We start from the raw sequence: 20,624 nt of genomic DNA, 5'->3' as shown, positions 1-20,624 counted from the left end.
GCATGAACCACGCCAGCCGACCTGCATTATTGGATACCACCCCTGAGAAGGTCGCCGCTGCCGCTGCGCTCCTGCGGGAAGGGGGTCTCGTCGCAGTGCCGACCGAGACCGTCTATGGCCTTGCCGCAAGGGCGGACCGGGACGCATCGGTGGCGGCAATTTACCGGGCGAAAGGGCGGCCGAGCTTCAACCCGCTTATCGTTCACGTGGCGGATCTCGCTTCGGCTGACGCGCTGGCCGTGTTCGACGATCGTGCCACCGCGCTTGCCGAGGCGTTCTGGCCCGGTGCGCTGACGATGGTTTTGCCCTTGCGCGACAAAGCCGGGATCGCGTCGGCTGTTACGGCCGGGTTGCCCACGGTCGCGCTCCGGTGCCCGGCGCACCCGGTGATGCGGGCGGTGATCGCCTCGGCCGGCGTGCCTCTGGCCGCGCCATCAGCAAACCGAAGCGGCGGCGTTAGCCCCACGACGGCGGATCACGTGGTGCGATCCCTTGGTGCGAACGTCGACGCGGTGATCGATGGTGGCGCCTGTGAGGCGGGCGTTGAATCGACCATCATCGCGCTGAGGGGGAAGGGGGAGTGGCAGTTGCTACGTCCCGGTCCGATCGGGGAGAACCAGATCGCCGCCGTACTGGGGCGGGCGAGCCAGCCGGTGACCTCGGCCGGTATCGAAGCGCCGGGCCAACTCGCCAGCCACTACGCCCCCGGGAAGCCCGTACGTCTCGAAGCCGAGAAGGCGGCGGAAGACGAGTTTCACATCGGCTTCGGGACGGTTCACGGGGAAGTGTCGCTTTCCGTCACCGGTGATATGACCGAAGCGGCGTCGCGTCTTTATGCGCTGCTTCATCAGGCAGCTGCGGCCCCAAAGCCACGGATCGCGGTCGCTCCCATTCCTGACTTCGGGATAGGAGCGGCCATTAACGACCGGTTGCGCAGGGCCGCCGCCTGATTCAGCCGAAAACGGCCCGCACCGCCTTGAGGGTACGGGCCCGTGGTGTTCCACGTGGAACGTCTCAGTACGCGTGGTCGACGCTGCCGACACCGTTAATATGGCTGCGCAGTGTCGCCGGCTTGCGCAGGAGCGTCACATTGCCCGCGCCGTTGATCTGGACATCGACGATCCCGCTGGCGCCGATGGTCACGTCACCCACACCGTCGACGCGAATGGTGGCGTCCTGACCCTGAACCTTGCCAAGGTCGATGTCACCAGCGCCGGCTGAGCTGACGAAGATGTGAGGGACCTGTCCGTCAGCTTCGAGATCCATGGCGCCCCGCGCGTTGACGCGGAGTTCGTCCTGACGCAGCCCCCGCAGGTTCACCTCACCCGGAGCGTCGAGGTCGAGGCCCCCGATTTCCGGAGCGGTAATGCGGACCTTGAGACCGCGGCTCAGGCGCGCCGATCCCTTCAGGCTGAGGCGGCCATCCTGCCATACCAGCCGGTCGACCAGCTCGGACGGTCCTTCTACGCGCATCTCCGCCTTGTCACCCCGGTCGAACTCAAGGTCCACCGGCACTTCCATCGCCAGGCGGCTCCCGGATGCTAGGGCGAAGATGCGGGTCTTGCGCGCTCCGGACAGTTCGTCCTCATCGTCGGTGATGAAGGTCCAGCCGCCGTTGTCGAACCCGCGACGGATATCATCGCCTCCGATCGCGAAAGCCAGGCTGAACGCGGCGATCGACAGGATCACGCCGCTGGCGAATACGATGAGCAGCTTTCTAAGCATTTCTACCTCCTCCTATCTTTCGTCGCGTCAGTCTTCGGAATGAATTGCCGGCTCAAGCACCCGGTAGTGCAGGCGGCCGAACCACATGAGGGCATTGACGATCCCGATCCCGAAGATCGTGAGCAGGGCCGCGACGCCGACTGCGGCGCTCATCGTACCCAGACCGAGCAGGATGGCGATCAGTGCACCGCCCGGGAAACCGGAGAAGGGGCCTGCGATAAGGATGAAGCCGCCCGCCACGAACGCGGCCAGCACACCTACGAAAAGGCCGAAAACCACGCCAAGGACCGGGAGCACGATCGGCAAGAGTATGAGGATGTCGATCGTCGCGAGCCCCATGAACGCGATGATCGCCCGCCAGGCGGAGGAGGGGGTGCGTTCGCTCTTCCAGTTGCGAAAGCCGGTCTCGAAGCGGAGTTCGCGGGCCAGCCGGCTCGGGTTGCCAAGAGCTGCGGCCACTTCCTCTTCGCTGCGACCTTCGGCAAGCCCGGCTTCGAAGTGCGCCTGGTAATCGGAAACGATATCGTCGACGGCGTCCTGCGGCATACCGCTCAGGCCCGTCGTGAGGCGCTTGATGAATTCGTTACGCGTCATGGCTTGTTTCCCCTTCCTGCTCAGGCGCGGCGGGCTTGTGCCGGGTGGTGGACGTGCCTTCGATCAAAGTATCGACGGCCTGCGTGAAGCTGCGCCAGTCGGTGACCTGTTCGGCCAGCCGGTTCCGGCCCGCATCTGTAAGGCGGTAGTACTTGCGCGGAGGGCCTGAGGGCGATTCCTCAAGATAAGTCTGTACCAGACCATCGGACTGCATGCGGCGCATCAGGGGGTAGATGGTGCCTTCCCCCATGTCGACTGCGTCGGCCATCCGGCTCGCGATCTCGTAGGCGTAGCTGTCCCCCCGCGAAAGAAGCGCGAGGACACACAGGCCCAGCACCCCTTTCTTTAATTGGATTTCGATTTCGGACATCGAATCATCTCCTGTGGACACAGTCTGTATATAGACAGCTACTGGGCTAAGCAAGGTACTAAATGACACATGGTACATACCAATGGCAGGTACCTTGCGAAGTACAGACCCAAGGCTTGTCTTCATTTGAAGGCTGGGGCAAACGCCGGCGATGGCAACGCCCTATCATCCACCGGTGAAGCGATCCGTAGAGATCGCGGGGCACAAGACCTCGATCAGCCTGGAGCCGGTGTTCTGGGATTTGCTCAAGGAAGCCGCAGCGCGTGAGGGCGTGCCGTTGAACGCGCTCGTTGCGCGCATCGATGCGGAACGTCTGGAGGCGCAGAACCCGCCGGGTCTTGCGGGGGCGGTGCGGGTGTGGCTCGCTACTCGCGTCGGTGGTTGACGGTCAGGCGGCCTGTCTCAAGGCCGCGAAGACCCCACCCTGCCGAACTGCAGCAAGGCTGACCGGGGCCAATTCGCGGTGGCAGGCTGAAACGCTGAGGTAGCCGCTCGTATCGGACCTGACCGGATGACCGCCATGGAGGACCAGCTCTGAACCATCGGGATTGGCATCCAGAGGATCAGCCACGAGCGTGAGGCGCCCTTCCGGTGTGGCAAGGACGTGTCGTTCCGTCACGCTGGCATAGCGGCCGGTATTCAGGCACTGCCACGGAAGCGGGTCGTGCCTGGCGCGGACAAGGTGCTTGATCCCGGGCAGTGTGCCCAGGTGCACTGCGTTACCGACATTTCCAAGGATCCAGACCACATCCTCCGGTGCCACCAGCGCGCGCCAGTTCCGGCAGATGCGGCGGGCGAATTCCGCGCTGTCGTGCGAGCCGTCAGGCAGGGTCGGGCAGCGCTCATCGTCATTGAAGTGAAGGTCCGCGATGAAGTGGATCGCCATTGTCCTCGGTTCCGTTACCGGCGCAGCTTTTCGCCGGTCCGGTACTGGTTTCAACGACTTGGCCGGCCGGATCGTTCCAGCCGGGCGTAGGATGGCGCACGCAAATTCGCTTCGATCGGGCAAAGCATGAAAAAGGGCGGGGAAGTGATGCTTCCCCGCCCTTTTCAATGATGGCGTTATGTCAGTACGTCGCCGGCGGATCGCTGGCGGGGAAGCTCTCATCGATGGCTTCGTCCGTCTTGCTCCAGTTCTTGGGCGGCGTGGTCATGTGCTCGGGACCGGAGTCGCGGATGCCGCCCGCATAGGCGGTATCCTGCTTCTTCTCGGTCGCGTACTTGTACAGCGCGTATCCGACCGCACCGGCGGCGGCCAACTTGATCAGGCCCATTTGAGTCTCCTCTCGGCAGTTCGTCAGGAGCAACGCGCCATGGTCCCCGAAGGTTTCGGCCGGCTGGTCGGAAGCCCTGATCAGTCGCCGCCGACCCGTTCGATCTGTGCGCCGACCAGTGCGAGCTTCTCCTCAAGCCGCTCGTATCCGCGGTCGAGATGGTAGAGGCGGTGGACCTGCGTGCGCCCTTCGGCCGCAAGGCCCGCGATGACGAGGCTCATGGAGGCGCGCAGGTCCGTTGCCATCACGTCGGCGCCGGTGAGGCCGGACACTCCATGGACGATGGCCGTGCGACCCTTGGTCTCGATGCGTGCGCCCATGCGGTTGAGTTCCGGCACGTGCATGTAGCGGTTTTCGAAGATGGTTTCCGTCAGCACGCTCGAACCATCGGCCATGCAGAGGAGGGCCATGAGCTGCGCCTGCATGTCCGTGGCGAAGCCGGGGTAAGGCGCGGTGGAGAGCGTCACGGGACGCAGCTTACCGTCAGCGGCGACGTGGATGCCATCGCCTCGCGCTTCGACGTGGACGCCGGCATCGCGCAGAGCCTGGACGGTTGCTTCCATGTCCTCGATGCGGGCGCCCTTGAGCAGGACCTCGCCGCCCGTGATCGCGGCCGCGCAGGCATAGGAGCCCGCTTCGATGCGATCGGGCATGACCATGTAGGTCGCACCATGGAGCCGATCGACGCCGTGAATGGTGATGTCACTGGTGCCGATACCCTCGATCTGCGCACCCATGGCGACCAGAAGGTTGCACAAGTCAACGATCTCGGGTTCGCGCGCGGCGTTGTGGAGGGTGGACTTGCCCTTGCACAGCACGGCGGCCATCAGCGCGTTCTCCGTCGCGCCGACCGAGACGACCGGGAAGGAATACCTCCCGCCGGGGAGGCCGCCGTCCGGCGCGATCGCCTTGACGTAGCCTGCGGCCATCTCGATCGTGGCGCCCAGGGCTTCAAGGGCCTTGAGGTGGAGATCGATGGGCCGGTTCCCGATGGCGCAACCGCCCGGCAGCGAGACGGTGGCTTCACCCATGCGGGCCAGCATCGGGCCGAGCACCAGGATCGAAGCGCGCATCTTGCGGACCAGATCGTAAGGCGCGACGGAACTCGTGATCCGCGTCGCCTGCAGGGTCATGACCCGGCCGAAATCTTCAGGGCGGCTGCCCGCGATCATCGTGGAGATTCCGAACTGGTTCATCAGGTGCTGGAACCCGTCGATGTCGGCAAGGCGCGGGAGGTTACGCAGCGTCAGCGGCTCCTCGGTAAGGAGGGCGCAGGGCAAAAGCGTAAGAGCAGCGTTCTTGGCGCCGGAGACGGGAATGGTGCCGGCAAGACGCTTGCCGCCTTCGATGATGATCTTATCCATTTCCGTCCTTTAACGCCAAACGCGCCATCGGCAACGGGATGCGCGGCAAATTAGCGCCAAATCGGCACCCCTAATGGATCGGTAAGCACACTTGGGCGTTGTTGCGCTCTGTGCGTTTTGGCGCTTTAACCCCACTGCAACATGAGCGAGGCACTACCCAGCCCCATGAATGATACGAACTTTCGCAAGCCGGTTCGCAAGGCTGTCTTTCCCGTCGCGGGTCTGGGCACCCGCTTCCTTCCCGCCACCAAGGCCATTCCCAAGGAACTGCTTCCGGTGGTGGATCGCCCTCTGATCCAGTATGCGGTCGATGAAGCACGGGAAGCAGGCATCGAGGAGTTCGTCTTCGTCACCGGCCGCGGCAAGACCGCGATCGTCGAACACTTCGACACCGCGTTCGAGCTTGAGGCGACAATGACCGGCCGGGGCAAGTCGCTCGACCCCCTGCATCCCACCCGCATCCAGCCAGGCAACCTTGTGACGGTGCGCCAGCAGGTGCCGCTGGGACTTGGCCACGCGATCTGGTGTGCGCGCTCGGTCATCGGGGACGAACCCTTCGCGATCTTCCTTCCGGACGAACTCATGTACGGGTCGCCGGGCTGCATGGCGCAGATGGTGGAAGCCTACAACGAGGTGGGCGGCAACCTCATTTCGGTTCTGGAGGTGCCTGAGGCCGAAGTGTCGAGCTATGGTGTGATCGCCCCCGGCGAGGTGCGCGGAAACCTTACCGAGGTGAAGGGCCTCGTCGAGAAGCCGAAGGTCGAGGACGCCCCCTCCAACAAGATCGTCTCCGGCCGCTACATCCTCCAGCCGGAGATCATGGGCTTGCTGGAAACGCAGGGCAAAGGCGCGGGTGGCGAGATCCAGCTGACGGACGCGATGGCCAAACTCATCGGCACGCAGCCGTTCCATGCCGTTACGTTCAATGGACAGCGGTTCGACTGCGGTTCGAAGGTCGGCTTCGTAGAGGCGACCCTGGCGGTCGCGCTCGACCGGGAGGACATGGGCGAGGAGATCCGCGCCATGGCAAAGCGGCTGCTGGCCTGATTTCTCGTAAGTTGAAGGAGCGGGCGTTGAAGCCCGTTCCGCATGGCCCCTGGCGCCGTCTTCAGCGCCGGACCGGCCCTGACAGGCGCGCCATGATCGAGGCCACGTAGTTGCGCGTCTCGGTTATCGCAGGGATGCCTCCGGCCCGCACGACGCGGCTAGGACCGGCATTATAGGCTGCCAATGCCTTTTCGACGTCGCCGCCGAAGGTGTCGAGCTGGAGGCGCAGGTAACGCGCGCCGCCCTCCAGGTTCGCCGCCGGGTCGTGCGGGTTCACCCCCATCTGGGCGGCGGTGCCGGGCATGAGCTGGGCAAGGCCGCGCGCGCCTACGGGTGAAACAGCCCGCTCGTTCCAACGGCTCTCCTGCCACACCACCGCTTCCAGCAGCGATGGGCTGAGGTCGTACTTGGCGGCGAGCCGGGCTATGTTTTCGCGCCACCGCGCAGGCCCTGCGGCATCGGCGGCGTGAGTCATGGCGGCCGGCTCGATAGTGCCGCCCTCGTCGAGCACCATGACCTCCGGCTCTCCCGAAGGCGTCGCGATCAGCGACGCAGGACCGCCCGCGATCCATTCAGCCCCGCTCTCGCCGATCTGCAGGACGTCGGCGCACGCCACGCCGGGCAGGGCGGTGCTCCCCGCAAAGAGCAGCAGTGCGAGGGTGGCTCTTGGGATCATTGGACGGTCCTTCGCACCTTTACCTGAGCCCGAGCGCGGTGCGGATGGCCCGCCAGGACACCAGCTTGAAGTTCTGCGCCAACGGCGCGTTGTCGCCGTCCTGCGCCACGAACAGCCCTTCGGGGAACTGCGGGCCAAAGTCGCCGAGCAGGACTTCGACGCCGTCCGTCTCGCTCGTGGCGCCCAGAGACCCGCCACTCACGCGGAAGCGTCCGGCGGACTTGCCGGTCTCTAGGTCGAACAGCGCATAGGCGTTGTCCCCCTGGCTCGAAACTACAAGCCACCCCTTCGATCCCTGCCGCGCGATGGCCAGTCCTTCCACATCGTCGACCAATCCATCGGCTTCACCGACCCGGGCCAGAGCGGAGGCCACCAGCGTGCCCTCGGCCAGCGGAACCTTCCAGATGCCGACATCTTCCTCGGCAACGTAGAGGGTGCCGGTCGCGTCATCCACGACGCAACCTTCCGACTGCGTGGCGAACTTCACCTGCCGCAGCTCTTCGGCGGCGATCCGGCCAGACCTCTCGACCAGGCGGCTCTCGCTGACCGTGCCGTCCTTCAGAACCACATAGGCCCGAGCCACTTCGCCCGTCGCACGCGGCCCACCCATGCAGAAGCCGTACGCTTCGGCGGGCGCATGGCCAGCCGGCAGGAAGGCTATCGGTTCCTGTGCCGAAAGTCTGGCTGTCGCGCCATCGAGCCAGAACAGCGCGATCTTCGGCACGGCTCGGTCGTTCCGATCGCTCGCGGCCACAAGGATACGGGTGGACCCATCCGCCATCCTCACCTCGCGCAGGTCCACGTTGTTCAGGGCGCCGGCCGGCGAAAAGTCCCGGACCCTGCCATCGAGGCCATAGACGTAGAGCCCGGCCTTCTTGTCCGTGCCGAGCACCAGGCTGGCCGCGGGATTGGCGGCATTGCGCCAGATCGCCGGGTCGTCGGCGGCATCGGCCTTGGCCGTGCCGACCGGCGCGGTCTCACCCTCTGCCGCCACGTCCACTGCGGGATAGTGGGGGCGCGGAGCACCGGCAGGGGATCCCGCCGTCGCACAGGCCGACAGCAGCAAGGCGGGCAGGAGGGCGCCAGCCATGGCGCGCCGCGAAGCGACGAAGGGCATGTCGCAGCCGCGCATCAGAAGGACACCCGCGCGCCGAATTTCACCGTCGAGCCGTACTCCTCGTACTGCAGGAGCCGCTCGGCACCGGCGAAGTTCTGGAAGGCGTAGTACTTGGCGTTGTTCACGTTCACCCAATCGGCGAAGATGCGGATGTTCTCCGTCAGCTTGTACTTGGCCGAGAGATCGAGCTGGAAGTGCTGGTTGACGATGCGATCGGTATCGGCCGCGTCGCCAACCTCATCAAGGTACTTGTCGCGGAAGGTCCCAGCAGCGCGCAGGCTGAGCGGGCCCTTCTCGTATCCCAGCACGACGTTGAACGTGTTCTTCGAAGCGTTGGGCAGATCGATGCGCCGGGCCACGCCATCGTCATCGAGGACCGTACCGCGGGCGTAAGTGTACGTGTAGTTCAACTGGGTCAGCAGCCCGTCGAAGGGCGAGGGCAGCATCGAAAACACCTGGCTGTAGCCCAACTCGATACCAGCGATTTCGGCCTTGTCGCCGTTAACGGGAGTACGCAGTTCCGTGTAGGGGACACCGTTGAACACGCCTTCCTCGGTGGAGAACTGCGAGTAGGTGTAATCCTTCACGGACTTGTAGAACAGGCCTGCGGTGACGGCACCGTTGTTGGCAAAGTAGTACTCGAAGCCGGTATCCAGGTTCCAGGCCTGGTACGGCTTGAGCGCGGGGTTGCCAAATTCCGCTTCACCATCCTCGTTGATCGAGTAACGGGGCGCCAGCTGCCCCAGCTTCGGGCGCACCACCGTCTTGTATCCGGCGAAGCGCGCCACAAGGTTCTGCTGCGGGCTATAGCGCACCGTCAGGCTGGGCAGCCAGTTGGTGTAGCTGCGGTCGTAGTTCACGGGGGCGACGTCGATCACCGTCTCATCGTCGGTTTCCGAGACGGCGACGAGGTTGCCGCGCATCTCGTTTTCCGTGTGCTCCATACGCACGCCGGCGATGACGCGCAGCGTCGCCGAATCCCAGCGTCCGAGCAGATAGGCGGCGGTGATGTCCTCCTTGACCCGGTAATCGCTGATCGAGCTGTCGATCAGGCTGTCTTCGGGGTTGAGTTCGAAGCCATCCTCGTTGGCGCGATAAAAGTCAGCAGGGCCGTGCTTGCTGACCACCGGCCCCATGTCCAGCAGGCGGTAGGTCTGCCGGCCCAGCATGTCGGCCAGCGTGAGGTCACCGTCGTAACCGTCGAAGCGGGACATGTTGAAGTCGTACGACTTGGTCCGCCACCTTGCCTTCGCGCCGCCCTGCACGGTGAAGTCACCGTTGTCGCCCGCGAACGTGCGTGCAAGGTCCGCCTTGACCGCCCATTCCTCATCCTGGCTGTCGGATAGGGTGGTGAGTTCGAGGCGATCGAACCCGTAATTCGTGGGATCGTTCAAGACGCTGCCGCCGCTGGCGGCTGCATAGGTCGGGAAGTAGCGGCCGCTGTTGTCGATGGTGACGGCTACGCCCGAGTCGTTCTCGAACTCACCTGTGAAGCGCATCGGGTCGATTGAGAAGGTCTCCTTCTCAGTCGATTTGGCATAGCTGGCCTGCCAGTTGAACTTCCAGGTACCCGTGTCCGTGTCGCTGCCGATCGAGACCGAGCGGATGCGCTGGCGTTCGAAGCGGTCCTTGAGGTCACGCTCGACCGACAGGTTGTCGCCATCGTCGAGGTCGGCGGTGTCGAAGGTGACCCGGTCACCGTCGCTCGCGCTGGCTTCGCCGAAATCCCCGAAATCGAACGTGGTGCGGCGGCGGTATTCGTGGTCCTCGAACTGCGCCCAGTTCCCGCGAATGTAGGCCTTGGTGCTGTCCGATACACGCCAGTCGAACGAGAGCGCGGCGTTGATGCGCGTGCGCTCCACATCGTAATCGCGGTACTCAAGCGTTTCGCCGTAGACGGCGCCGTTGTCGTCCTGCGTCCAGTCGGCCATCTCGACGTTGTCGGTTTCGAACTTGCGCTTGTAGTAGCTGACGGAGCCGGCGACGCCGAAATCCTCCCCGAGCTTCTGCGTGAAGTCGAAGGCGCCCTTCGGAGTGACCTTGCCGGAGTAGTCGTTCCAGCTTCCTTCCACGCTTGCCGAGTAGCGGTTCTTCCTGGTGTCGAACGCGCTGGTGGTTCGGATTTCCACCGAGGCGCCGATGAAGTCGCCGTCCATGTCGGGCGTGAAGCTCTTCTTCACCTCGATCGATTCGATCGTGTCGGAGGAGATCACGTCGAGGGCGACGGAACGCGCCTCCGCTTCCGGGGCAGGCATCCGCACGCCGTTGATGGAGGTGCCGTTGAGATCGGGGTCAAGGCCGCGCACCGAAACGTACCGGCCTTCGCCCTGATCGTTCAGGATGTTGAGGCCGGGGAGACGGCGCAGCGATTCCGCGACGTTCTGGTCGGGGAACTGGCCGACGGCATCGCGGGTGAGGACGGACTGCACGCCATCCGCTTCCCGCTGGCGCGAAAGCGCGCTGGAAAGGTTGGCGACCAGGCCGGTAACGAGGATGTCTCCGCCGCCGATCGCGGCAAGGTTGAAGTCCTGCGTCAGGCTTCCGCTCGCCGGAACGCTGATTGTCTCGCGGGTCACTTCCGCGCCGACGTAGCGCGCTTCCAGCGTATAGGTGCCTGCGGGCACATCGCCGAAGACGTAGCTTCCGGCGCGGTCCGTCTCTGCCTGGCGGTTGAGTTCGACAATGCGCACGCTGGCGGACTGGAGGGAGCGGGTGCCGGTGGCGTCATTGATGTGGCCGGTGACTTCGCCGGCCTGGGCGAGAGTGGCGAACGATGCGGAGGCGAGCAGCCCGGCAACGAGCTGAAGCGAACGAGTCATGGCCGAAGTATTTCCCCTGTTTGAACTTTGATGTTCTCAGGGGCGGCCCCTAGGCGCGCATCATGACGGTCACGTGATGGAGTGGTGACGCTTTGATGACGCCGGTCCACCGCAAGGCACGCGCCTGCGGCATGGGGACTGACCGGTGTACTGGCGATGTCGGGGGAATGGTGCTGCTGGGGAGGATTGAACTCCCGACCTCACCCTTACCAAGGGTGCGCTCTACCACTGAGCTACAGCAGCGCCGTATTGCCTCCGGTCCACCCGGGGCAGGGGCGCGCTATTGTCCGCAGCGGCGGCGGTTGTCAAGCGCTGCTTGCGCTTTCTTTTCACTACCGGCATTGCCAGAAGCCATGAAGAACGACTTGCCGGCGCGCGAAGGCGCGGAAAAGCTGACGCGGGAGGAGCGCCTGGCTGCCAAGCTGCGCGAGAACCTGCGGCGTCGAAAAGCGCAGGCCCGCGCCGTGGCGGGCGAACTTTCCGTCACGGGCGGCGACTCGGGCAGGCTTCCCAAATCGCCCCCGGAAAGCTAGGGGCTGCGGCAAAGACCCATCGGTCCTGACATAGGGAGCTACGCCTTGCCTCGCCTGATCCTTCTTCGCCACGGCCAGAGCCAGTGGAATCTCGAGAACCGCTTCACCGGCTGGTGGGATGTGGACGTGACCGAAAAGGGCGAGGCTGAAGCCCGCGCAGCCGGTGCTCTCCTGAAGGAGAAGGGGCTTCTGCCCGACGTGGCGTTCACCTCGCTGCAGACCCGCGCGATCAAGACACTGCACTTCGCCCTTGAGGCGGCCGGTATCCTGTGGATCCCCGAGACGAAGGACTGGCGCCTCAACGAGCGCCATTACGGCGGCCTCACGGGCCTCGACAAGGCCGAGACGGCGGCCAAGCACGGCGACGATCAGGTGAAGATCTGGCGCCGCAGCTTCGACATCCCGCCGCCGGTCCTCGACAGGGGCGGTGAGTTCGATCTCTCGGCCGACCCGCGCTACGCCGGTATCGATGTCCCGATGACCGAAAGCCTGAAGGACACCATCGCGCGCGTCCTTCCCTATTACGAGGGCTCCATCGTCCCCCATCTCCACGCCGGGTCGACCGTGCTGGTTGCCGCGCACGGCAATTCGCTGCGCGCGCTGGTGAAGCACCTTTCGGGCATCTCCGACGAGGAAATCACCGGGCTCGAGATCCCGACCGGCCAGCCCATCGTCTACGATCTGGCGGACGACCTCGCGGTGCTCGACCGCTACTACCTCTCGGAGCGTTGAGAATGTCCGCGTCCGCCGCGCCCCAGGTCGCCATCGTCATGGGCAGCCAGTCCGACTGGCCGACCATGAGCAAGGCCGCGGAGATGCTCGACAAGCTCGGAGTGACCTACGACGCCCGGATCGTCTCGGCGCATCGCACCCCCGAGCGGCTGGTGGAGTTCGCCAGGGGCGCGGAGAGCGAGGGCTTCAAGGTAATCGTCGCCGGGGCAGGGGGGGCCGCTCACCTGCCCGGCATGGTCGCCGCGATGACGCACCTGCCGGTGCTCGGCGTTCCGGTCCAGTCCAAGGCGCTGTCGGGGCAGGACAGCCTGCTCTCAATCGTGCAGATGCCGGCCGGCATCCCGGTGGGAACGCTGGCGATCGGCGAGGCCGGTGCGGCCAACGCCGGCCTCCTCGCGGCCGCGATCCTCGCCACGTCGGACGAGGCCCTGGCCGATCGTCTGAAGGTGCTGCGGGCGGAGCAGACCGCAGGCGTGGCTGAAAAGCCGGTATAAGTGGTTCGCCGGCCGCTTTCCGGCCGGCGCTGATTTCCGATCTCCCGGTTCGTCCTTTCCGTCACCGGCAAGGGCGAACCACAAGCAGGCAAGCTAGGCGAACATGATCCCTCCAGGCGAAACCATCGGCATCCTCGGCGGCGGCCAGCTTGGGCGCATGATTGCGATGGCCGCGGCGCAGCTTGGCTACCGCTGCCATGTCTACGCCCCCGAGCCGGACTCGATCGCTGCCGAGGTCTGCGCCCGCTTCACCTGTGCCGCGTGGGACGACGCGGAGGCGATGGCCGAGTTCGCCGCCGACTGCGCGGTCGTCACCTACGAGTTTGAAAACGTGCCGGTCGAGCCTCTCAAGGCACTGGGCGCCACGCCTCTGCTGGCGCACGCACGGGCGCTTGAAACGGCGCAGGACCGGTTGAACGAAAAGCAGTTCGTCACGAAACTCGGCGGCCGGCCCGCGCCCTTCGCCCCGGTCGACAACGCGCAGGATCTCGCCGCAGCGATCGACGCGATCGGTGCACCAGGCATCCTCAAGACCCGCCGTGACGGGTATGACGGCAAGGGCCAGTGGCGGATCAGGACGCCTGAAGACGCGGCTGCGCTCGACCTGCCGCAGACCGCCTTGATCTACGAAGGTTTCGTCACCTTCTTCGCCGAATTTTCAGTGATCCTCTGCCGCGGCAGCGATGGCGACGTCCGCTTCTTCGACAGCGCCTGCAACGTGCACGAGGCGGGCATCCTCTCCCTCAGCACGGTGCCTGCACCTGCCGAGGTTCTGGAGCAGGTGCCGGCCGCGCGTGAACTTGCCGGCAAGGTTGCCGAGGCGCTGGACTATGTCGGCGTGCTGACGCTGGAGTTCTTCGCCACCGTCGAAGGACCGGTGTTCAACGAGATGGCGCCGCGCGTCCACAATTCCGGGCACTGGACCATCGAAGGGGCGGTGACCAGCCAGTTCGAAAACCACGTGCGCGCCATCTGCGGGCTCCCTCTGGGCGGCACCAGTCTTGCCGCCAGGAGCATTGAGATGCGCAACCTCATCGGGGACGAGGCGGACGACTGGGCCGCCATCCTCGCCAACCCGGCCAACCACCTCCATCTCTATGGCAAGGGGGCTTCGCGCCCCGGCCGCAAGATGGGCCACGTCACGCGCCTGATTCTGGATTGATGGCGCAGGACATCTTCCTCATTTACGCCAGAGCGTCGAACGGGGTAATCGGCCGCGACGGTGCCTTGCCCTGGCGCCTCCCTGCGGACCTCAGGCGCTTCAAGGCGCTGACCATGGGCAAGCCGATGGTGATGGGACGCAAGACCTTCGAAAGCTTTCCCGCGCCGCTGCCGGGCCGGCGCCATATCGTGCTGACCCGCGCGGCAGGCTGGTCAGCGCCCGGGGCCGAAGTCGCTCACACGCCGCAGGAGGCGCTCGCCCTTGCGGGTGAGGGGGAGGTCGCCGTGATCGGCGGGGCGGAGATCAACGCGCTGTTCCTGACGATGGCCAGCCGGGTCGAACTCACTGAAATCGAGGACGCGTTCGAAGGGGATACCGTCATGCCGGACCTGGGCCCCGAATGGAAAGAGGTCGCGCGTGAGGAACACTCGGCTCGGGGCGACCATCCGGCTCATGCTTTCGTGACTCTCAAGCGCCCTTTATAGCCGCACCGCTCATGATTCGCCTCGACAACCGATTGCCTGTTCCCGATTCGCTGCGGGGTGCCATTCTGGCGCTCGGCAACTTTGACGGGTTTCACCAGGGCCATCAGGCTGTCGTGGGGGAAGCGATCCGCTGGGCGCGGGAGCGGGGGCGGCCAGCCATCGTCGCCACCTTCGATCCCCATCCCGTCCGCCACTTCAGGCCGGACGCCGAGCCCTTCCGCCTCAGCACACTCGACCAGCGGGAGGAGCTGTTCGGCGCCGCGGGTGCCGACGCGATGCTCGTGCTGCACTTCGATGCCGCCATGGCTGCCATGCCGGCCGGTGACTGGGTGGAGGCGATGCTGGTGCGCCACATGGGGGCGGTCGGCGTCGTCACCGGAGAGGATTTCACTTTCGGCCGATCCAAGGGGGGCAATCCGGAACTGCTGCGCGAAGTGGGCGCCGCTCACGGGCTGGAGGGGCGGACGGTCGGCCCGGTCAGCGATGGCGGCCTGCCGGTGTCGTCCAGTCGCATTCGTGCGGCGCTCAAGAAGGGGGATTGTCAAACGGCGGCCCGCCTCCTTACGCGGCCCTTCGCGATCCGGGGACGCGTGCAGCATGGCGATAAGCTTGGCCGAACCATCGGCTATCCCACCGCCAATCTCGATATGGGCAGTTATGTGCGCCCGCTTTACGGCATCTATGCGGTCACGGGCCGCCTGCCCGGCGGACGCATGGTGCAGGGCGCCGCCAACCTCGGTATCCGTCCGACGTTCGATCCTCCCAAGGAACTTCTTGAACCGTACTTCTTCGACTTTTCGGGCGATCTCTACGGTCAGGAGATCGAGGTGGCGTTCCACCATTTCCTCCGCCCCGAAGCCCGCTTTGACACCCTCGATGCGCTTGTCGCGCAGATGGACAGCGATTGCGCCCGGGCAAGGGAACTGCTCGCCCAGGCGTGAGCAAAATCGCCGGACTTCCAACAGTCCCGCAATTGTTATAGTGCCCGCCGATCATGACTGAACAGCGCGACTATCGTAGCACCGTCTTCCTGCCGAAGACCGATTTCCCCATGAAGGCCGGGCTCCCGCAGAAGGAGCCAGGTATTCTGGCGCGCTGGCAGGCGGAAAAGATCTACGAAAAAACGCGTGAGGCGCGCCGCGGCCGTGAGAAGTTCATCCTTCATGACGGTCCTCCCTACGCCAACGGCGACATGCACATCGGCCATGCGCTGAACCACATCCTCAAGGACATGGTGGTCCGCACCCAGACCTTGCTGGGCAAGGACGCGCCCTATGTCCCCGGCTGGGACTGCCACGGCCTGCCTATCGAGTGGAAGGTCGAGGAAGAGTACCGCAAGAAGAAGAAGAACAAGGACGAAGTCCCCGCCGAGGAATTCCGCGCCGAATGCCGCGCCTATGCCCAGAACTGGGTGAACGTGCAGCGCGAGCAGCTCAAGCGCCTCGGCATCAACGGCGATTGGGACAATCCGTACCTGACGATGGACTTCCAGGCGGAGGCCACCATCGTCGGCGAACTGCTGACATTTGCCGAAAACGGCATGCTCTATCGCGGCGCCAAGCCGGTGATGTGGTCGCCGGTGGAAAAGACCGCGCTGGCCGAGGCGGAGGTCGAGTACGAGGACATCACCTCGACCCAGATCGACGTGGCGTTCGAGATCGTTGAGTCGCCGATCGAGGAACTGGTCGGCGCCCATGCGGTGATCTGGACGACGACGCCGTGGACGATCCCGGTGAACCAGGCTTTGGCTTATGGGCCTGAGGTGGAATATCACCATTATCGCGCCCACGACGGACGCCGCTTCATCGTCGCTGTGCCTTTGCTGGAGGCGTTTTTCGCACGCACGGGTCTGGGCCCGGTGGCCGAAAACATGATCGGCGACGCCGACTTCGCGGAATATGCGCTCGGCACCTTCAAGGGCGCGGACCTCGCCGGCACCATCGCGCGCCACCCGATGCACGCGCTGGGCGGCTTCTTCGCGGAGCCGCGTCCGCTGCTGGCGGGCGATTTCGTCACCACCGACAGCGGCACCGGCCTCGTCCACATGGCGCCCGACCACGGCGAGGACGACTTCGAGCTGTGCAAGGCCAATGGCATCAACCCGAAGTTCGTGGTCGAGGCGGACGGCAAGTACCGCGAGGACTGGCTGTGGCTGGCTGGGCAGGGCTCGGTCATCAACCCTAAGTTCAACGCCCCCGACGGCCCGATCTGCTCGGACCTGCGCGAAGCTGGCGCGTTGCTGGCCGCCTCTGCGGACTACAAGCACAGCTACCCGCATTCGTGGCGGTCCAAGGCCAAGGTGATCTACCGCTGCACCCCGCAGTGGTTCGTCCCGATGGACAAGGCCATGGACTACCAGAGCAAGGGCACCTTGCGCGAAGTGGCACTCCAGGCCATCGCCGACACCCGCTTCGTCCCCGACAAGGGCCGCAACCGTATCGGCGCGATGGTCGAGGGGCGCCCTGACTGGGTGCTCTCGCGCCAGCGCGCGTGGGGCGTGCCGATCACGCTGTTTGTTGACCGCAAAACCGGCGAATACCTGGTCGATGAGGCGGTGAACGACCGCATCCGCGCCGCGATCCTTGCGCAGGGCGTCGACGGCTGGTCCGACGAGGCTGCGCAGGACCTGCTTGGCGCAGACTACGATGCCGCGAACTATGAGCGCGTTGCGGACATCCTCGACGTGTGGTTCGATTCGGGCTCGACTCACGCTTTCGTGCTCGAATCGGGCCGTTGGCCGGACCTGCTGCGTCCCGAAGGCTACCAAGGGCCTACAGCCGACCTTTATCTCGAAGGCTCCGACCAGCATCGCGGCTGGTTCCAGTCCTCGCTGCTCGAATCCTGCGCCACGCGCGGCCATGCGCCTTACAAGGCGGTCCTTACCCACGGCTTCACCATGGACGCCAAGGGCATGAAAATGTCGAAGTCGCTGGGCAACACCATCAGCCCGCTCAAGGTCATGGAGACCAACGGCGCTGACATCATCCGCCTCTGGGCGCTTTCGGTCGACTTCACCGAGGACCACCGCATCGGCGACGAGATCCTGAAAGGCGTGGCCGACCAGTACCGCAAGCTGCGCAACACCCTGCGCTACCTTCTGGGCGCGCTGGACGGGTTCAAGGAAGCCGAACGCCTGCCGGTCGAGGAGATGCCAGAACTCGAGCGCTACGTGCTCGCGCTGCTGGGCGATCTGGACAGGACGCTGCGGAGTGCCGTCGACGCCTTTGATTTCAACACCTACGTGCGATCGCTGCTGGACTTCTGCAACGAGGATCTGTCTGCGTTCTTCTTCGATATCCGCAAGGACTGCCTCTACTGCGACGCAGCCACGGATCCGAAGCGACGCGCGTACCGCACCGTTCTGGACATCCTGTTCCATGCCCTGATCCGCTACGCCGCCCCGGTGATCGTGTTCACCGCCGAGGAGACCTGGGGTTCGCGCTACCCGGATGGCGGCAGCGTCCACCTGCTGGAATGGCCCGAAGTCCCGGCGGTCGAGGCCGACGCCGCCAAGTGGGCCGAGCTTCGCGCCCTTCGCGAAAAGGTGACCGAGGCGATCGAGCCGCTGCGCCGCGAGAAGGTCATTGGCTCCAGTCTTGCCGCCGTAGTCACGGTGCCGGACACGGCGCCGGAGGGCGATCTGGCCGAGCTGTTCATCACCGGGAAAGTTACCCGCGACCATGGCTCGGGCGTGAGCGTCACGCCTTCCAACGACCACAAGTGCGGCCGCTGCTGGCGCCATCTCCCGGAAGTTGCCGAGGATGGTGATCTCTGCGCTCGCTGCGAGGACGTGGTGGAGACGACAGCGTGACGGAGTGGCCTAAACGCGGTCTCGGCCTGTTGCTGGCAGTGGTCACCTACGCTGTGGACCAGGGCATCAAGGGATGGGTGGTCGATGATCTGGATCTCGACCGGATCGGACAGGTCTACGTGCTGCCGTTCTTCAACCTGACCTGGACGCAGAATTTCGGCGTGTCGCTTGGCCTGTTCACGGCCGGATCGCCGGAGGGGCGTTGGGCGCTCGTGGCGATGACCGCCGCGATCGCCGCTTTCGTGCTGATCTGGCTGCTGCGGGAGCGCAAGCTGCCGGAAATTGGCGCCCTCGGCTTGGTGCTGGGCGGCGCTGCGGGTAACATCCACGATCGCTTCAACGTGGGCTACGTCATCGACTACGCAGACCTGCATTTCGGTGACTGGCGGCCCTTCCTGATCTTCAATCTGGCCGATGCCGCCATCACCATCGGCGTCCTGATTATCCTTGCCCGATCCCTGTTTTCGCGCGACAAGCCCGATGCAGAGGCGGAACCCGCCCCCCAGGCCTGAATAAAAAACGCGAGTTGATTTTGATGCGCATGAAGAAAACCGGTGCCTTCGTTCTCGTCGCGACCGGCGCGGTCCTGCTCTCGGCCTGCGGCAGCACGGGCCTGTTCAACCGCAGCCGTCCCGACGAATTTGCCGTGCAGCGGCAGACCCCGCTGGTGGTGCCGCCCGATTTCTCGCTGAGCCCCCCCAAGGAAGGGCAGCCGCGCCCCACCAACGACTCTCTCCAGCAGCAGACGCTGGACGCTCTGTTCGGCGGTCCGCAGGCGCGCAGCGAGGTGGAAAAATCGGCGCTGGATCTCGCCGGCACGGCGGCTCCGGGCATCCGCTCGACAGTCGGGGATCCGGGCACTTACACGGTCGCCAAGGGCCAGGTCACCCGCGCCATCCTCGCCGCCCCGCAGGGGGATGGCCGCGACGCGCAGACTTCGGCCGGAAGCTGAAGCTTTGCCGCACACGCTATAAAAAAAGGGGCCGGACAGTGAAGTCCGGCCCTTTTTTTGGCCCGACGGCGACCGGTTCAGCCGTCCCCGGCCACGCCGTCGTCGCTGGCTGCGGGGAGCTCGGCGTTCACAAGCACCTTGTCGATCTTGAGGCCGTCCATGTCGATGACCTCGAAGCGCCAACCCTGCTCTACAAAGTTTTCCCCCTCGCGCGGAACCTTGCGCAGGACGTGAAGCACGTAACCGGCGATCGTCGCGAAGTCGCGGTCTTCCGGGAGAGTCATGCCGAGGCGGTCGGCCAGGGCATCAGCGGGCATCGCGCCAGACACCAGCAGCGAACCGTCATCGCGCGTGACGATCATGGGCTCGTCGCCTTCGTCCTGGTGTGAAACGAAGGTTCCCGCCAGCGCGGAGAGAACGTCCGAGGGCGTCACCACGCCTTCGAGATGGCCGTATTCGTCATGCACCACCGCCATCGACACCTCGGCGGTCTGGAGCTTGCGAAGCGCGTCCATGGCGTCGAGCTGGTCCGGTATGACCTCGGCCTTGCGCATCATGGCCCGCACGTCGACGGTCTCGCCGGCGATGAGCGCGGCAAGCACTTCCTTGACCTTGAGGATGCCGATCACGTTGTCCGGTGCGCCTTCGCCGTCCATCACCGGCAGTAAGGAATGGGGCGACGCCTTTATCTTGGCGCGCAGCTGGTCTTCGTCCGCATCGGCATCGATCCAGTCGATCTGGTTGCGCGGCGTCATGAGCTCGCGGACGGGCCGCTCGGCGAGACGCAGCACGCCTGTCATCATCGCGCGCTCTTCTTCCTCGATCACGCCGGAGCGTGTCGCCTCGGCGAAGATCATGTGCAGTTCCTCCGCCGTCAGCCGTTCGGTATCGCCGCTGCGGATGGAGAACAGGCGCAGGATGACGCCGGAGGAGCGGTCCAGCAGCCACACGAACGGGCCCATGATGCGGGCAAGCAGGCTCATCGGCTGCGCCATGACGAGGGCGACCGGTTCCGCCATGCGCAGCGCCAGCTGCTTGGGCACCAGTTCGCCCACGACCACGCTGAGGTAGGTTGTCGCCACGATGACGAGCGCGAAACCGAGTTCGGCGGCGAAACGCGCCGGCACCCCCACCAGCGCCAGCCGGTCGCCGACCGGTCCGCCGAGGCTGGAGCCGGAATAGGCGCCGGCGATGATGCCGATCAGCGTGATGCCGATCTGTACGGTGGACAGGAACCGGCCCGGCTCCGCCGCCAGATCGAGTGCGGTCTTGGCCGCCCGGCTGCCCTTGTCGGCAGAGACCTTCAGGCGCGCCGACCGCGCGGAGACGATGGCCAGTTCGGACATCGAGAACAGCCCGTTTAGGAATATCAGGCCGATGATGATGAGGACGTCAGTCCAGGGAAAGGGTGTCACAGTGCCTTCATCGCTAGCAGAGAATAGGCCGAACGCGAAGAACCCCCGTGGGGA

22 protein-coding genes and 1 tRNA gene are annotated in these 20,624 nt (G+C 65.2%); 12 read left to right on the top strand and 11 right to left on the bottom strand.

What is annotated here, in order from left to right:
* Positions 1-2 precede the first annotated feature (2 nt).
* The gene (locus QOL62_RS08860; protein ID WP_283405970.1) at positions 3-950 is read left to right on the top strand and encodes an L-threonylcarbamoyladenylate synthase; all 948 of its coding nucleotides are present in this window, start codon (positions 3-5) and stop codon (positions 948-950) included.
* A 64-nt stretch (positions 951-1,014) separates the two neighbouring features.
* On the opposite strand, the gene QOL62_RS08855 is transcribed toward QOL62_RS08860, so the two are convergent.
* From QOL62_RS08855 to QOL62_RS08845, 3 genes are read right to left on the bottom strand one after another with little or no spacing between them, the layout of a single operon-like run.
* Positions 1,015-1,725 carry a GIN domain-containing protein gene (locus tag QOL62_RS08855; protein WP_103729216.1) on the bottom strand — a complete coding sequence of 237 codons (711 nt, stop codon included), beginning with the start codon at positions 1,723-1,725 and terminating at the stop codon, positions 1,015-1,017.
* A gap of 27 nt (positions 1,726-1,752) precedes the next feature.
* Positions 1,753-2,319, bottom strand: coding sequence for a DUF1700 domain-containing protein (locus tag QOL62_RS08850; RefSeq protein ID WP_103729215.1), 567 nt, complete (start codon positions 2,317-2,319; stop codon positions 1,753-1,755).
* A complete protein-coding gene (locus QOL62_RS08845; protein ID WP_103729214.1) occupies positions 2,309-2,689 on the bottom strand; it encodes a PadR family transcriptional regulator in 381 nt (126 codons plus the stop codon). Before QOL62_RS08845 ends, QOL62_RS08850 begins: the two co-directional genes overlap by 11 nt.
* Before the next feature lie 151 nt (positions 2,690-2,840).
* On the opposite strand from QOL62_RS08845, the gene QOL62_RS08840 reads away from it, so the two are divergent.
* Positions 2,841-3,074, top strand: coding sequence for a ribbon-helix-helix domain-containing protein (locus QOL62_RS08840; RefSeq protein WP_103729213.1), 234 nt, complete (start codon positions 2,841-2,843; stop codon positions 3,072-3,074).
* Between the two features lie 3 nt (positions 3,075-3,077).
* Here QOL62_RS08840 and QOL62_RS08835 read toward each other — a convergent pair whose 3' ends face one another.
* The 3 genes from QOL62_RS08835 to murA all read right to left on the bottom strand — a co-directional run bounded on the left by QOL62_RS08835 (position 3,078) and on the right by murA (position 5,327).
* Complete coding sequence (locus QOL62_RS08835) at positions 3,078-3,575, bottom strand: metallophosphoesterase family protein (protein WP_283405969.1); 498 nt, start codon at positions 3,573-3,575, stop codon at positions 3,078-3,080.
* Between the two features lie 181 nt (positions 3,576-3,756).
* Entirely contained in the window at positions 3,757-3,963 is a 207-nt protein-coding gene (locus QOL62_RS08830; protein WP_103729211.1) for a hypothetical protein, read from the bottom strand.
* A gap of 80 nt (positions 3,964-4,043) precedes the next feature.
* Positions 4,044-5,327 carry a UDP-N-acetylglucosamine 1-carboxyvinyltransferase gene (gene murA / locus QOL62_RS08825; protein ID WP_103729210.1) on the bottom strand — a complete coding sequence of 428 codons (1,284 nt, stop codon included), beginning with the start codon at positions 5,325-5,327 and terminating at the stop codon, positions 4,044-4,046.
* 165 nt (positions 5,328-5,492) lie between these two features.
* On the opposite strand from murA, the gene galU reads away from it, so the two are divergent.
* A complete protein-coding gene (gene galU, locus QOL62_RS08820; protein WP_283406040.1) occupies positions 5,493-6,374 on the top strand; it encodes a UTP--glucose-1-phosphate uridylyltransferase GalU in 882 nt (293 codons plus the stop codon).
* A 61-nt stretch (positions 6,375-6,435) separates the two neighbouring features.
* Here galU and QOL62_RS08815 read toward each other — a convergent pair whose 3' ends face one another.
* The 4 genes from QOL62_RS08815 to QOL62_RS08800 form a co-directional block, all read right to left on the bottom strand.
* Positions 6,436-7,050, bottom strand: coding sequence for a lytic transglycosylase domain-containing protein (locus QOL62_RS08815; protein WP_103729208.1), 615 nt, complete (start codon positions 7,048-7,050; stop codon positions 6,436-6,438).
* 19 nt (positions 7,051-7,069) lie between these two features.
* Positions 7,070-8,182 carry a phytase gene (locus QOL62_RS08810; RefSeq protein ID WP_283405968.1) on the bottom strand — a complete coding sequence of 371 codons (1,113 nt, stop codon included), beginning with the start codon at positions 8,180-8,182 and terminating at the stop codon, positions 7,070-7,072.
* Entirely contained in the window at positions 8,182-10,986 is a 2,805-nt protein-coding gene (locus tag QOL62_RS08805; RefSeq protein ID WP_283405967.1) for a TonB-dependent receptor, read from the bottom strand. Before QOL62_RS08805 ends, QOL62_RS08810 begins: the two co-directional genes overlap by 1 nt.
* Before the next feature lie 168 nt (positions 10,987-11,154).
* Positions 11,155-11,229, bottom strand: a tRNA-Thr gene (locus tag QOL62_RS08800).
* Between the two features lie 110 nt (positions 11,230-11,339).
* Between QOL62_RS08800 and QOL62_RS08795 the strand changes: the two genes are divergently transcribed.
* The 9 genes from QOL62_RS08795 to QOL62_RS08755 all read left to right on the top strand — a co-directional run bounded on the left by QOL62_RS08795 (position 11,340) and on the right by QOL62_RS08755 (position 19,155).
* Positions 11,340-11,519 carry a hypothetical protein gene (locus tag QOL62_RS08795; protein WP_283405966.1) on the top strand — a complete coding sequence of 60 codons (180 nt, stop codon included), beginning with the start codon at positions 11,340-11,342 and terminating at the stop codon, positions 11,517-11,519.
* 45 nt (positions 11,520-11,564) lie between these two features.
* Positions 11,565-12,251 (top strand): 2,3-diphosphoglycerate-dependent phosphoglycerate mutase, encoded by a 687-nt coding sequence (gene gpmA, locus QOL62_RS08790; RefSeq protein WP_283405965.1) that lies wholly within the window; start codon positions 11,565-11,567, stop codon positions 12,249-12,251.
* Between the two features lie 2 nt (positions 12,252-12,253).
* The gene (gene purE, locus QOL62_RS08785) at positions 12,254-12,745 is read left to right on the top strand and encodes a 5-(carboxyamino)imidazole ribonucleotide mutase (protein WP_103729204.1); all 492 of its coding nucleotides are present in this window, start codon (positions 12,254-12,256) and stop codon (positions 12,743-12,745) included.
* Positions 12,746-12,848: 103 nt separating this feature from the next.
* Positions 12,849-13,907 (top strand): 5-(carboxyamino)imidazole ribonucleotide synthase, encoded by a 1,059-nt coding sequence (locus tag QOL62_RS08780; protein ID WP_283405964.1) that lies wholly within the window; start codon positions 12,849-12,851, stop codon positions 13,905-13,907.
* Positions 13,907-14,392 (top strand): dihydrofolate reductase, encoded by a 486-nt coding sequence (locus QOL62_RS08775; protein ID WP_283405963.1) that lies wholly within the window; start codon positions 13,907-13,909, stop codon positions 14,390-14,392. The genes QOL62_RS08780 and QOL62_RS08775 overlap by 1 nt, the downstream gene beginning before the upstream one ends.
* Positions 14,393-14,403: 11 nt before the next feature.
* Complete coding sequence (locus tag QOL62_RS08770) at positions 14,404-15,333, top strand: bifunctional riboflavin kinase/FAD synthetase (protein WP_283405962.1); 930 nt, start codon at positions 14,404-14,406, stop codon at positions 15,331-15,333.
* Between the two features lie 53 nt (positions 15,334-15,386).
* Positions 15,387-18,203, top strand: a complete 2,817-nt coding sequence (ileS, locus tag QOL62_RS08765) for an isoleucine--tRNA ligase (RefSeq protein ID WP_283405961.1) — start codon at positions 15,387-15,389, stop codon at positions 18,201-18,203.
* Positions 18,200-18,715 carry a signal peptidase II gene (lspA, locus tag QOL62_RS08760; RefSeq protein ID WP_283405960.1) on the top strand — a complete coding sequence of 172 codons (516 nt, stop codon included), beginning with the start codon at positions 18,200-18,202 and terminating at the stop codon, positions 18,713-18,715. Before ileS ends, lspA begins: the two co-directional genes overlap by 4 nt.
* A 23-nt stretch (positions 18,716-18,738) precedes the next feature.
* On the top strand, positions 18,739-19,155 hold the full coding sequence (locus QOL62_RS08755; protein ID WP_283405959.1) for a DUF3035 domain-containing protein: 417 nt from the start codon (positions 18,739-18,741) through the stop codon (positions 19,153-19,155).
* A 77-nt stretch (positions 19,156-19,232) separates the two neighbouring features.
* On the opposite strand, the gene QOL62_RS08750 is transcribed toward QOL62_RS08755, so the two are convergent.
* Entirely contained in the window at positions 19,233-20,570 is a 1,338-nt protein-coding gene (locus QOL62_RS08750) for a hemolysin family protein (protein WP_283405958.1), read from the bottom strand.
* Between the last annotated feature and the right edge of the window lie 54 nt (positions 20,571-20,624).

It is taken from the genome of Novosphingobium panipatense (assembly GCF_900182875.1).
GTDB classification, from domain to species: Bacteria; Pseudomonadota; Alphaproteobacteria; order Sphingomonadales; family Sphingomonadaceae; genus Novosphingobium; species Novosphingobium panipatense.
The sequence above is the reverse complement of the archived record's forward strand: the minus strand, read 5'-3'. Positions and strand labels throughout refer to the sequence as shown.